Raw genomic sequence first — 13,707 nt, forward strand, 5'->3', positions numbered from 1 at the left:
CTAATGGTACTTAGGGTTTGCTGAAAAAGTCTTATGAGTGAGGGTAGGAGACAGGAGACAGGAGACAGGAGATAGGAGAAAAGGGAATTTAGAGGAGATAGTAGTAAGAATCGTCCCTAGATTTTTCTGCCCAACTCTTGAGAAAAGTCCGCTCTTTTTTGAACCATTACCACCTAAAACTTCGCACTTTTTGATACTTAAAAAGGCACTTACCTTTATCTGTAACCCACATTCCGCACCACAAAATGTAGCAACCGAAGGAGGAGTCAGGAGACAGGAGACAGGAGACAGAATTTGAGAAGAAAATCATAGCTGCCGTGATCGAGTACATGATCGAGTAAGTATTTATGCGTAAATTTTTTACTTCATTATTTGATCGACGAAAAAAGTAATTGAGATGATTTGTATAGTATAAATACCTACAAAGCTACGGATTTATATACTACTTTTAATGATACGCTCTTGAAGTGCGGAATGTGGGCTGTAAAGACTTTTAGATTTAATCAGCAAACCCTACTTAAACATTTTTTGCTAGGAAAAACGTTTCAAAGTTACTCTAGACAGGGGAATTATTGCTTGGGTTGGCGATCGCCTGTTTCCCTAATCATACTAATCTGTAGGGACGTTGCATGCAACGTCCCTACCTATTCCCTATTCCCTATTCCCTATTCCCTATTCCCTATTCCCTATTCCCTATTCCCTATTCCCTACTCCCTATTCCCTACTCCCTACTCCCTACTCCCTAAATTGAATCCAATGGCACCCCTAACCATCCTGCAAAATTTTTTAATTGTTTGAGTGTGGTACTGCTCAATGGTACTACTTGGTAATTACTAGGACTAGGAGTTGCTAAAGTTACCTTATGAGTCAGAAGTCGATCATGATGAAAAACCGTCACTTCAATCAAATCTCCTGGTTGATAATCTTTGAGGCGATCGCTCAACTTATCAGCACTTACCCGAAAACCATCTATTGCCAATAACTCATCCCCCGCATCCAATCCCGCCAACTGTGCTGGCCCTTGGGCTTCGACAAATTTAATTATTTCTTTGCCATTGTTAGTGACGACATTCATACCTAAATCAGGCCATTTATTCTCTTCTCTCTTAAGTCTTAATCCAAAAGGTCTTAAATACTCATCAAAAGGTAACTCATCTATACCATCAATATACCTCTCAAAGAAATCATCCAAATTTACTTCTGCTACTTCTTCAATTACACTTTTTAATTGTTCGGGAGTAAAGCCTATTTCTGGTTTACCAAACTGCTCCCACATTTTGCGCATTACATCATCTAGAGAGTATTGATTTTGGTGTTTTTCCCTAATTAACAAATCGAGCAGTAAAGACACCATCGCTCCTTTTAAATAATAGGAAATCTGGCAATTATTGCTATTAGCATCCCGACGATAAAGTTTAATCCAAGCATCCCAACTAGACTCACTTAGGGGTTGTACCTTTCGTCCTATTGTTTTTAGTAGAAGTGTAATTTCTTTCCCTAATCCTTGTAAGAAAGTTTGAACATCATAAACTCCAGCTCTGAAAGGAATTAATAAGTCATAATAGCTAGTTGTACCCTCACAAAACCATAGAGAAGGAGTATAGTTTTCCTGTTCATAGTTAAATACCTCTAGAGCTTGAGGTCGAATTCGCTTAACATTCCATAAGTGAAAAAATTCATGGGCGACTAATTGCATGAAGCGATCGCGTTTTTCCTTACTCCTAAAACTGAATCTAGGATAATTTAAAGTACAGCTAAATTTATGCTCCAACCCACCAAACCCCTGTCCAGATAGATGCAATAAAAATAGATATTTTTCATAAGGTAAACCACCAAACAACCTAGCTTCTACATCAATAATTTTGTTGATATCTGGAATTAACTTTTCTGGTTCCGCATTACCTGTCCCCCAAATAACTAACTGATGTGCTTTTCCTTGTACTTCAAATTGATATAATTGATGAGTACCTATTTCAAAAGGGCTATCTACTAAAGTATCAAAATCTACTGCCTCAAATGTATTATCAGAACCTGGAATTTCTGGTAAAGAAGTCGCTACTTTCCAATCAGGTTTAGGTGGAATAATTTTTATCCAAATCGAATTTTTCTCAGTTCCAGGAATATCAAAAAACAAAGCTGCACCATTAAAATAACCATGTGTAGAATCTAAATGATTAGTGCGTACTGTTAATTCATTTGCAAATATCCTGTACTGTACTATTACTTCAGAGCTTCCTGAAGTTTCTATTTGCCAATGATTTTTACTGAGCTTTTGCCAATGTAAAGAACTTTCATTTTCACTATAAGCACAAAAATCTTGTAAATGTTTAGCATATTCTCTAACTAAGTAAGAACCTGGTGTCCATACTGGCATCTTTAAATCCAGTTTTTGAGTTTTTTGTAATGAAGGAGATAGTTGTTCAAGTTGAACACACAAACTAACCTCAAACAGATGAGATTCTGGATGAGGCATAAATACTTGATATTGAATTGCTGGTTTTTTAATGGTGGGACTGAGAGATACTGTTCTAGTTTCAGTCATGGTTATTTATTTTTGATATGAACTATTTCCATGTGATTTTAGTATATACATTTCCTCTTAATTCATCCCAGATTAATTAATATTATTTTTCAGGCAAAGCTAGAGATTTTTCTTTTGCTTTTTGATTAAAGTTTGAATGCTTAAAACATTATTATTTATCTAGTCTATTGGTAAACATTCAGCTAGCTTTTAGCTGTTTTATAAATAATGAATATACACTGCTAAGGTCAAGGTTTTTGTAAGCATTCAGCTATTAGCTATCAGCTCTCAGCTTTTTAATAAATGAAGCAAGTACTCGTTTAACTTTACTACGTTTTCAACATATATGGAAAGAAATGTAGATGTGGCTCGCGCTTACTGCTAAGGTTAAGTAATGGGCAATTCTATTGCTCATACTTTTAATTCTAAAGCTGATTGCTGATTGCTGACTGCTGAATGCTTACAGGTTTTTTTCCAATACTTTGAATTCTGCTTAAATCTCTCAATACTAAGTAGAGCAAGCTAAAAAAAGACACTTTATATTTAACAAAAAAACTCGTAAAGCCATTTGATATAAACTTTTGAGCTAATTTACAATTTGATAAATAGCGCCCAAAATTTACCATTTTCTACTTAATTCCTGTTATAAAGCCAATGAATTATAGCTGATAGCTGAATGCTGACCGCTGTTTGCGCAGCATTCCGGAGGAAATGCTTACCTATTGACTTGCTAAATGTATTAAATGTTTGAGATTAAGTAAGTTAATTATCTGATTTTCTGTATCTCTATTCATCCACCCCTTAGTCTGTAGTTTTTCCATGATTTTGCTAGTTTCTTCGATTGTTATATCTGTAACATCAGCTAAATCTTGGTCAGGAATATTAAATATTTCACAGGATTTTTCTGTAGTCTGACCGTAATTTTCTGCTAATTCAACTAATGTATTAGCTAGTTTTATTGCAGGGGGTCTATGACGCAGTTGATAACGAATGTTTGTTTGCCTGAGACGTTTGACCATAAGTTGAAGCATTCGATGATGTAGCTGAGGATCTTTGAAGAGAGTTTGAATAAATCTTTGAGCTGAAATACTAATCAAACGTACTGGTGATAAGGCAACAACATCATTTGAGCGTGGTGACTCATCTAGAATAGCCATTTCTCCAAAAAAATCTCCTCTCCCTAGAATAGCCAGTGTCACTGAGTTGTCAGTGGACAATCTGCGTCTAACTTTGACCCAACCGGATACCACGAAGTAAACTGCATTACCCCAAGCATCTTCCATAAGGACTACTCTATTTGAGGGGTATTCGTGTTTTACTGCAACTGAAAGTAGCCATTCCAAGGTTTCTGGGTTTGCTCCCTTAAACAGAGGAAAAAGCTCGCTGAAAGCTTCTGTCTGCATGAAAGTTAGTGATCTTTATCGTATCTAGGTATTGTTAAATTCTACAGCTATAATACTGGAGTTTTTGAGTTAAGCCAAATTATGTTTTTATTCTTAATTATCTCTAGTAATTTTGATTAAATCCTACATTCCGCACGACAAAACGTAGCATAAAATACAAGTCAAAAGTCAAAAGTCAAAAGTCAAAAGTAAGAAGAAAATTATAGTGGTCAATAGGAATCAACAATTCAGTCCCTCTTGGGAGGGGGAGGGGCGAGGGGTGGGTCCCCTGCTCAACAAAATGTAGAAAAGTTTTTGAGAAATGGTATTATATGTTGCGGAGCAAAATGTCCCTACAAGGTTTTGGTTGTGACGATGTGGTTCAGAGATCGGCAAAAGCAGTGTAATATAGAAGTTGCAGAAAAGGACGCGGACAGTTTAAAAGCTTAAAACTCAGACAAAGCAATATTTTTCCTTCTTCCTTCTTCCTTCTTCCTTCTTCCTTTTTCCTTCTTCCAAAAAAAATAACTAAAAAAACGGGCTAACCCGGTCTTGGTTAACCCGCAAACTTGGGAACGCGCAAATAAATTACTTCTGCACTACCAACTTGACGTTAGCGTTTTGCAGACCGCGTTGCTTAACAGCAGCTAAAGTCTTGTTAACGGCATACTTCTGATTGATGGAGTTGATCAACTCAGTTTGATTGTGCTTTTTCGCAACACCCCAGAGGTCAGCAATGAGGTCAAAAGAACCATCACTGTTGGAAGACCAACCTAAATCATATTCACCTTCGAGAACAGCAACGATATCTGAACGTACACGTTGGCCATTATAGCCACGAACATCAGCGTTAGTTTTAACTGTGATGCCCAAGTCACGTAGAGAAGCTTTTAAGATTTCAGAATCAGTGATCTTGGTACGCAGTGTGCTGAAGTGAGACATTCGAGTTTCCTCCTAATTTTAAACTGAAAACAGAAACAACAACGGTTTTTATGAAACATTACCACTGCTCAGAATCGTTAAGTTGATATCGAGTCAAGGTGGTTTTTTTTTAGGCACTGCTAGTAACTTTATCCAGATTACTAGCCTTTACTCCTGTTTGGACCAGGAGAAAGCTTTTAGAACTCCAGTCTTTGATACTCGGCGACTGAAGCTGCAGCAGGCCGCGCACGTTGTCTTGCCCAATCTCGTAGTGCAGTCACCTGCTCTGTCATGGTTTTCGACAACGGTAGCGTAGATTTAATCGCGGCAATAATATCTAGCTGTGTAAATTCTCTATCTTGAGCAAATGCCTCATACATAGCAGCGATGATGGCTTGCTCTATTTCTGCACCTGAAAAGCCTTCGGAAACATTAGATAATTGATCGAGATCGAAGCGTTCTATTTCTCGACGTCTTTTTGCTAGGTGAATTCTGAAGATATCTTGACGTTCCTGTTTATTTGGTAAATCTACAAAGAAAATTTCGTCAAATCTACCTTTTCGCAAAAACTCTCCCGGTAAACGTTCTACTCGGTTGGCAGTTGCCATCACAAATACTGGGGAAGTTTTTTCTTGCATCCAAGTCAGGAATGAACCAAATATTCTACTGGAAGTACCTCCATCAGAGTCTGCTGAACCAGTACTACCAGCAAAAGCTTTATCCAACTCATCTATAAAAAGTATAGCTGGTGATATTGACTCGGCTGTTTTCAGAGCATTTCGTAAATTCGCTTCAGAACGTCCTACCATTGAACCATCGTAGACTCGTCCCATATCCAAGCGTAATAATGGTAAACCCCAAAGGCGAGATGTAGTCTTTGCTATTAAAGATTTCCCACATCCAGGTATTCCTAGGATTAACATTCCTTTTGGCTGAGGTAGGCCATATTCTCTTGCTCTCTCTGTGAAAGCATCAGAACGTTGCCTTAACCAGTGTTTAAGTTCCTCTAGCCCACCTACAGCATTAATAGTTTCATCTTCTTCGATGTACTCTAATATGCCGTTACGCTTGATTAGCTGCTTTTTCTCAGACAGTACAATCTCAACCTCTTGTTCGGTTAGACGTCCTGCTGTTACTTGAGCTTTGCGATATACCTTTTCAGCCTCGTCTTTTGTTAGACCTAAAGCTGCTTTCAGGAGCTTTTCCCTTGTCTCTGTAGAAATGTTACGTTTCCCTAAATGTTGTGACAAGACTCTATTCAACTCCTTCATATCTGGTAGTGGAAAGTCAAGTACAACTACTTCTTTTTCTAGTTCTATCGGAACATTCTGCACTGGGGACATCAATATAATTGTTTTATTTGTGCCCTTAAAGCTAGCGATCGCATCTCTTAACCACCTAGTAACTGGCGGTGAGTCAATAAATGGATGTAGGTCTTTGAATATATATATTCCAGCATTGTTGTTAGCATCTCGCTGCCTAATTACCCACTCTATAGCTGCCTCTGGTGAGACTGTATTATGTTGAGTGGTGTTTCTGCTTTGACCGTACTCTACTATTCCGTGAGTTACTGTCCAAACAAATACTTTTTTCTGAGACTGGGGCTTAAGTTGAGCGATCGCTGCAATTGCCTGCTCTGACCGTTCTTCCTCGGATGTTATGAGGTAGATCAGAGGATATTGAGCTTGGATGAGAATGTTAATTTCTTCTTTCATAGTCCTCGATCAAATAGAAACGGTACAATTGATTACGGCTTAATTGAGTTTATGATTGCTGCCTTTCTTAAGAAGCCTAAAATAATCTGTAAAATCTACAATTATCTGTAAAATCTACAATTATCTGTTCTATTCCTGCTTCAACCTGGAAGTGTCGGCAGTCCCCAGTCCACAAGCTGCCACGATCAAACTGACCGCCATAGCTAGATTTAAACTAGCATTCAAAATAGTCTTTCAGATGTAGTAGTTTCTACATTCATCAGCAGGGAACTAACTCTTGTTCTCCCGGTTGAGCTTCAGATTTTTCTGTTTCCGGGGTTTCCTTTACTGGAATATTTTGCTCTGCCAATACACTTGGCTGATTTTTTAGGGAGGCCAGTTCTCCTTCTCGCATTACAACTGAACTCGTACATTCTGGACAAGTGTATACCCGGTGGGTTTGTCCATATATTGAACTTAGTTCATCGACTACTTCTGGGTGTTCCAGATAGAAAAGGATAGCTCTTTCTGCTATTGATGACATTGGTTCCGAGTCAACTGCTGCCCTAATTTTGAGCTTGCGATGCAGTTCTGGTTGGATGTATAATGTTACTTTTTGCTTGTCTTGCATATGACAGTCAACTTGTTTACCCGGGTATGTATATTACATTAACTATTCTTTTTGGGAATGTCAAGCAGTTAAACTGTTTTAACTCCAATATTGTAACATTTGTTTACAAATTAGCCAAAGTAATTCACCGATGAAAAAAGCTGTACTTTCCTTTCTGTAGTACTTACAGCTTTTTTTAAGCTCATAAAATTTTTTACTTTTAGGGAATAGGGAACAGGGAACAGGGAACAGGGAACAGGGAACAGGGAACAGGGAACAGGGAACAGGGAACAGGGAACAGGGAACAGGGAACAGGGAACAGGGAACAGGGAACAGGGAACAGGGAACAGGGAATAGGGAATAGGGAATAGGTAAGAGTGAAAAAAGTATTTCCCTGAGACCAGGCAACAGGCAACAGCTCATCTAAAAATATTTCCCTGTCTTACTGTTTACCGAGAAATTGTGGTCTAAAGCCTCCCCTTTTACAGCGCTTTTCAAATTGATGAACCACATCGTCATAACCAAAACCCTGTAGGGACGTTGCATGCAACGTCCCTACTGTGGTCTACTGAAATGAAAACCGCTGTAAGAGGAAAAAAGCGGTCGAGGGATGGCGTTTTGCTCCGCAACATATAAAGCGAAGCGGCTCTGTCAAGAGCGGGTCTCCTCGCCATATCCATAAGACCAAGAGAAGAAAAAATTTTTCCTTTGAGTCAATCCTCTTCTTTTCAAGGAGAGGTAATAATTAATTATTAATTATTAATTATTAATTATTGAAGTGGTTTTGTGTTATGGACTTAACTAAAGCAATATATTTTGTAAATGACTACGAGGGTTAAAAGTGCGATTCGCTTTAATTTTTTCGTAGCACTCTTTTTCTATAGCACTAATATTTTTTGGGATAGTAATAGTAACCCGTACTAACTGGTCAGTACGTCCCCCTGACTTTGCTTTTGGCCATCCCTTACCTCGTAACCGTAAAGACTGACCGGAACGAATACCTGCAGGAATATTAACATTAACCATACCATCAGGAGTTGGTACTTCAATAGATGTACCTAATACAGCTTCATCAGGAGTTATTGGTACTTCACAGAGTAAGTTATCTCCGTCAAACTGGAAAAAAGAATGAGACTGAATATCTACCTTTAGATACAAATCTCCTCTTTTTTTGGTGTATGGATCTAATTGACCTCTACCTTTAACTCGAATTTTACTTCCTGGTTTCACCCCTGGAGGAATGGAAACTTCTCCAGTACCTACACGCTTTTGTGTTCCTCGGAAAGCTTCTGCAAAAGTAAGAGTAATCTCAGCTTCTAAATTCAAAGAAGCTGCTGACTGACGATTTTCAAAATTAGAAAAACCATCAAATCCATTATTAAATCCCTCTGGCCAACCTGTATTAGTTTTGTAGGTATAGGTTTGTCGTCCACCAGCATTACTACCTGGAGTTCCACCACGCCCTAATAAGGTATTGATAAAATCTTCAAAACTGGCATACTGACTAAAATCGAAGTTTCCAAAGTCTACGGCATTACCACCAGTACCTCCAGGCCATCCACCACTTGTGGAACCTACTTGATTCCAGTATTGACCAAATTGGTCATACTTTTTACGTTTTTCTGGATCTGATAAAACTTCATAAGCTTCATTAACTTCTTTAAAACGAGCTTCTGCTTTCTTGTCACCCGGGTTCATATCTGGGTGGTACTTCCTCGCTAATTTACGATAAGCTTTTTTTATTTCTTCGGCAGTAGCGCTTTTTGTTAAACCTAAGATTGAATAATAGTCTTTAAAATCAGTTGTAGCCATTCATCTATCTCCTCATTTTAATATTTTTCAGATTAACGTGAATGTAATATATGATTACTTAGTAATTAATTATAAGAAAACTATTTTTGACTACTGTCAATTACAAAAAGCCAAAAGCAATATACAATGTAGTTTCAAGTGTTTTTTTTGATTTTTCAATAGAAATTAGTTTAAACCTAGAGATAGGTTTGCAAAATTTTTGTAAGCATTTCCTGCGGAATGTGCTCACATTCAGTTATTAGCAATCAGCTCTTCGGTGCGGAATGCGCTCGCATTCAGCTTTTTAATGAATGAACCAAGTATTTGCTTAACTTCTACTACATTTTTGAACAAAGAATTGAAGCACAAGAACAACGAGCTTAAATTGCCCACTAAAGGTAATAAAGCTGATAATGCAGTTCCGACCATAGGAGGCTAGCTGACCGCTGAATGCTTACAAATTTTTTATAAAAAAACTACTGCCAAATATTAGTAACTAATCAGTCAGGCTGAATTGTAATGTTTGACTTTCTTTCAAGTTATCAAAGTTTAACATCCATTTAAGTTCGGTTTTTCCTGAAAGAGTAATAGCAATTTCCGTACTTTATTTTATAGTTTAGCTATAGGCACTCAGATATCATCTATCAGCTTGAGTTAAAATATTACCTGCAAGTTATTGAAGTTTCATGGCTGTAAGATTTTTTTTAGTGCTATAACTCCACATTAAAAGTTAATTATGAATTATGAAAAATGTAAGAATTAAAGCTATTTTTTAGTTATAATATTGGGATTAATTTAATGAATATTATATGTAGAGAAAATCTCATTTTAGTAATTAATAACTAACAATTCCCTTTTCTTAAAATCAGAGGATTGACTAAAAGATTTTTTTTCTTTTTTTGATGCGCAGAAGCTTTAAACCTTAATTATTCAGTAAAGTGCAAAAGAACCTCTTCTGTTTTATTTAGTAATTCGTTTCAATACGTCTAATCCTTCTTCACAACTTGGAGGAGCATCTGTTAACTGTCGATACATTTTCATTATTACTTCTTCAGGAACTTGACGCTGTCGTTGTTGATTTCTTTTTAAGCATAATTCTAATGATTTGTCAAGCCACAAACCTGTTAGATGGGTAAATCCACTTTCCTTTGCTAGGTCAATTACTTGTCGTCGTTGCCGACGTTGGACATTCGTAGCGTCATATATGCCTAGAGATTTCTGGCTTACAGCTTGGTAAAATTTTTGCTGTACTTGCTGCCATACTCGGAGCCAAGGTCCTTGAATTGCTTCGTCACCAAATAACTCAGCCCGGATAGCATCAGTAGAAATTAATTGACACTGAGGATATCTAGTAACTATTTTCCTTGCTAGAGTAGATTTGCCACTAGCTGGAAGTCCAATAAGAATAATTAGTTTGCTCATAAATTAGCAATTAGCGTTTAGTGGCTAGCATTCAACAATTAATAATTAATAATTAATAATTAATTATTACCTCTCCTTGAAAACGGATAGGATTGACGCGGAGCCTAAAACTCACAGAACTTACGCATAACCACTATATTTGCTAGGGGCGTTAACGATAGTTAACGCCTCTACTAATGTACCAACGTTTTATGAATTTGGTGTTACTAGATCACTGTGCCATCTGGGATAACGGCATTCTTCAGGACAACAACAATACCGCTACGAATGATAAATCCTTCATCCTCACGTTGAGCTTCCTCTATACGATCTTTATTAATAATCTGGACATTGCGACCAATGCGGGCATTCTTATCAATGATTGCCCCACGAACAGTCGTTTCAGCACCGATACCCAATGGGACACGACCCTTTTGTAGCCCAGATTTACGTTCTGCAAAAGGTTCATAGTAATCTGCACCCATCAGAAGAGAGTCCTCAATTACACAACCAGCTTCAACTCGCGATCGCAATCCTAAAACACAATGGTCAATTCGGCATTGTTTGAGAATACAACCTTCTCCGACAATTGACTCCGTAATCTGGCAATCTAAAAGTTTACTGGGTGGTAAATACCGGGAACGAGTATAGATAGGAGCTTTTTCATCATAGAAGCTAAAAGGTGGTTGAGGCTGTTGAGTCAAAGCCAAATTAGCTTCATAGAATGACCTAATAGTCCCGATATCTTCCCAATAACCTTCAAATGGGTAAGCTTGAACGTTATAATCTTTAGCCGAATTAGGTAGAATTTGCTTACCAAAATCTGGAGCTTCGGATTCTTCCAATAGTTTGACCATGACATCTTTATTAAAGACATAAATCCCCATAGAAGCAATGTAGGGTTGTTCTTTAGCGACTTCTGGACTAACTCCTAAAACAGAGGTATCCACTGCCATAATTTTTAGATCGTCCCCTTTAGGTTTTTCGCTAAATTCAATAATCCGACCTGAGTCATTGATTTTCATTAAACCAAAATCAGATGCCCGTGCTTCATCAATGGGCAAGACAGACAGAGTAATATCTGCCTTTGTGTCAATATGACGTTGGACAAACTCCCGATAGTCCATGCGGTAGAGATGGTCTCCGGAGAGAATTAGGTAATAATCAACATCCCACTCTTTGAATAACCAGATATATTTACGGACAGCATCTGCTGTTCCTTGGAACCACTCTGGATTATCTTTAGTTTGTTGAGCTGCGAGAACTTCTACAAAACCTTCACTGAAACCAGGGAAGTTATAGGCACGAGTAATATGACGGTTGAGGGAAGCGGAGTTGAATTGGGTCATAACATATATTTTCTGCATTTCTGAGTTAATGCAGTTACTGATGGGAATATCTATCAACCGATATTTCCCGGCTAGGGGTACTGCTGGTTTGGCCCGCAGTTTTGTTAATGGATAGAGACGGGTACCTGCGCCACCGCCTAGAATTATACTTAGTACATTTTTCACGGTTGAACCTCACTGCCAACAATTTTCTCATTCTCAGTGTCCAACGGTAGGGGATCGTTGGCAAGAGGTCTTTATGAAGTCAAAAGTCAAAATTCAGAAGTCAAAAGTTAGAAGTTGGAAGTTAGAAGTAATCCCTGACTGAGTTTGAGCATTTATAAATGTTCGCGCCATATTTTCGTGGTGTTATTTATGTAGATATGGTTAGGTTAAATTTTGGTTATGGGTAGGCGATCGCTAATTATCTTTTCTCTTGTAGGTTTAATTAGGTAAAAGGAAGAAAACAACAAATATTTGGTGGTATAGTCAAGGGTTATTACTGATAAGGACCGGGACTTGAATGCAGCACTGGTGTTATCTCAGTATGGGGAAATTAATCAAAATGCTAGGGGGTAGGCTGTACCCGAATTTACGCTTGTGAACTGGAAGAGGGCGGCCTCCCAGGTTGAAGCAAGAAGCAAACATCACCCACCCCCATCCCCTCCTGGGAGGGGAGCTAGAGGGGTGGGTCAGGTTTTACCAAGTTTTGCCGGAATTGTATAGGTATTGTACAGCAGCTAAGTTTATATTTCTTCAAGTCATCAAATGAGGCCCCGAATCTGAAAATTGTTTGGGCAGATCAAGGTTATAGAATAAAACTAGAGAAGCCAGTGGCAATGAGCAAGTGGATGGAAATTAACTATTCAGAACTGAAAAAGGGTTTAAAGTTTTGCCCAGACGTTGGGTGGTATAAAGGACTTTTGCTTGGTTAGGCTGTAATCCTAGACTTTCTCAAGATTATGAAGAATATCCTCACTAGCGAAACAGTGTAGTTGAAATTTTATAGTAGGTAAGTAAAGTATAAAATCAACTGTTTTTAGGAATATTTTAGAAGGTGAAAAACTGGAAGCGATAAAACTAGATATTTTAGCGATCGCCTATAGCAATCCTAAATTAAGTTGTAATATTTGATTGATCGTGGCGGTTTTGTTTCCAAACCCAATCTTTAATCTTAGGTGTGAATATCAAACCTCTACAGTTTTTTCTCACAAATAATTTGGGATTAGTAGTCCAAAAACATTTTGTATGTCAATACAAAAACTGATAGCTGATAACTTATAGTTACTATCATCAATGAATGTTAAGTAACCGTACGAAAAAAACTGTAGAAAATTGTAACAGCCTTTATCTTGATATTGGATTAACCAATACTGGCGCTCTCGGCGCAGCTCACTATTCCCTCGGCAGTAAATGCCCCTGGGAATTTCTTATCTTATATTTGAAGACTGCCATTAACATCGGCATTAATAACTATACCAGTTCCACTCCGTTTGGAAACCGCGTTTGACTCGCTTGCCTACATAGAATTCAATAGCATATTGGTTTTTCTCGCGTCAATAGCAGATGTTTTACTGGTATAACAATCTTGCTGTTTCAATTACCTTGATTCCTGCCAGTTGACATTTATAAGTTATCTGTTCAATTAGCTTGGAGTGAGGTATTTGGGTAAATTTTTGGTTGTTGATTTTGCCAATGTTTGCACCTTGTTTCCAATTATCATTTTTTCCAATTACTACAGTACCAATATTATTAGTCACTAAATAATTGACAACTAACTTACTGGTGTTATGCAGGTAATTCTCCACAAAACGATTTCTATGATAACTCAATGCTTTAATCTTACGGCTGGTTTTTCTGTTGCCTTTGAGATGACTTTGGTACTTGGCTTTACGCTTATTATACAGTTGATTGACGCTTTTTAGTGGCTTCCCATTAACAAGGAATGGTTTCACACCAGGCTTGGCAAGTAGCTAGAGCAACTAATCTATCAATTCCTAAGTCTATTCCGGCTACATATGTTGAGTGTATTTGTGGGTGAAGAGTTTTTTCATAGACT

9 protein-coding genes are annotated in these 13,707 nt (G+C 37.8%); all 9 read right to left on the minus strand.

What is annotated here, in order from left to right:
* Positions 1-742: 742 nt before the first annotated feature.
* The 9 genes from F6K54_RS02050 to F6K54_RS02090 all read right to left on the minus strand — a co-directional run bounded on the left by F6K54_RS02050 (position 743) and on the right by F6K54_RS02090 (position 13,603).
* The gene (locus tag F6K54_RS02050; protein ID WP_293073778.1) at positions 743-2,542 is read right to left on the minus strand and encodes a M61 family metallopeptidase; all 1,800 of its coding nucleotides are present in this window, start codon (positions 2,540-2,542) and stop codon (positions 743-745) included.
* A 698-nt stretch (positions 2,543-3,240) separates the two neighbouring features.
* On the minus strand, positions 3,241-3,924 hold the full coding sequence (locus tag F6K54_RS02055) for a Crp/Fnr family transcriptional regulator (protein ID WP_293073781.1): 684 nt from the start codon (positions 3,922-3,924) through the stop codon (positions 3,241-3,243).
* Positions 3,925-4,491: 567 nt separating this feature from the next.
* A complete protein-coding gene (locus F6K54_RS02060; protein WP_202219736.1) occupies positions 4,492-4,845 on the minus strand; it encodes a DUF1257 domain-containing protein in 354 nt (117 codons plus the stop codon).
* Between the two features lie 176 nt (positions 4,846-5,021).
* Positions 5,022-6,539 (minus strand): AAA family ATPase, encoded by a 1,518-nt coding sequence (locus tag F6K54_RS02065; RefSeq protein ID WP_293073784.1) that lies wholly within the window; start codon positions 6,537-6,539, stop codon positions 5,022-5,024.
* Positions 6,540-6,798: 259 nt separating this feature from the next.
* Positions 6,799-7,149 carry a hypothetical protein gene (locus F6K54_RS02070; RefSeq protein WP_293073786.1) on the minus strand — a complete coding sequence of 117 codons (351 nt, stop codon included), beginning with the start codon at positions 7,147-7,149 and terminating at the stop codon, positions 6,799-6,801.
* A 780-nt stretch (positions 7,150-7,929) separates the two neighbouring features.
* Positions 7,930-8,940 (minus strand): DnaJ C-terminal domain-containing protein, encoded by a 1,011-nt coding sequence (locus F6K54_RS02075; RefSeq protein WP_293073789.1) that lies wholly within the window; start codon positions 8,938-8,940, stop codon positions 7,930-7,932.
* 939 nt (positions 8,941-9,879) lie between these two features.
* Complete coding sequence (locus F6K54_RS02080; RefSeq protein ID WP_293073792.1) at positions 9,880-10,341, minus strand: AAA family ATPase; 462 nt, start codon at positions 10,339-10,341, stop codon at positions 9,880-9,882.
* 206 nt (positions 10,342-10,547) lie between these two features.
* Positions 10,548-11,834 carry a glucose-1-phosphate adenylyltransferase gene (locus F6K54_RS02085; RefSeq protein ID WP_293073794.1) on the minus strand — a complete coding sequence of 429 codons (1,287 nt, stop codon included), beginning with the start codon at positions 11,832-11,834 and terminating at the stop codon, positions 10,548-10,550.
* A 1,385-nt stretch (positions 11,835-13,219) separates the two neighbouring features.
* Positions 13,220-13,603, minus strand: coding sequence for an IS200/IS605 family accessory protein TnpB-related protein (locus F6K54_RS02090; RefSeq protein ID WP_293073796.1), 384 nt, complete (start codon positions 13,601-13,603; stop codon positions 13,220-13,222).
* Positions 13,604-13,707 lie beyond the last annotated feature (104 nt).

The sequence above is a fragment of the Okeania sp. SIO3B5 genome (assembly GCF_010692555.1).
Lineage (GTDB): Bacteria > Cyanobacteriota > Cyanobacteriia > Cyanobacteriales > Microcoleaceae > Okeania.

Excerpts from the sequence above, each read along its gene's own strand:
- F6K54_RS02065 (WP_293073784.1), bottom strand. The coding sequence starts at position 6,539 with ATGAAAGAAGAAATTAACATTCTCATCCAAGCTCAATATCCTCTGATC.
- F6K54_RS02055 (WP_293073781.1), bottom strand. The coding sequence starts at position 3,924 with ATGCAGACAGAAGCTTTCAGCGAGCTTTTTCCTCTGTTTAAGGGAGCA.
- F6K54_RS02070 (WP_293073786.1), bottom strand. The coding sequence starts at position 7,149 with ATGCAAGACAAGCAAAAAGTAACATTATACATCCAACCAGAACTGCAT.
- F6K54_RS02080 (WP_293073792.1), bottom strand. The coding sequence starts at position 10,341 with ATGAGCAAACTAATTATTCTTATTGGACTTCCAGCTAGTGGCAAATCT.
- F6K54_RS02050 (WP_293073778.1), bottom strand. The coding sequence starts at position 2,542 with ATGACTGAAACTAGAACAGTATCTCTCAGTCCCACCATTAAAAAACCA.
- F6K54_RS02060 (WP_202219736.1), bottom strand. The coding sequence starts at position 4,845 with ATGTCTCACTTCAGCACACTGCGTACCAAGATCACTGATTCTGAAATC.
- F6K54_RS02075 (WP_293073789.1), bottom strand. The coding sequence starts at position 8,940 with ATGGCTACAACTGATTTTAAAGACTATTATTCAATCTTAGGTTTAACA.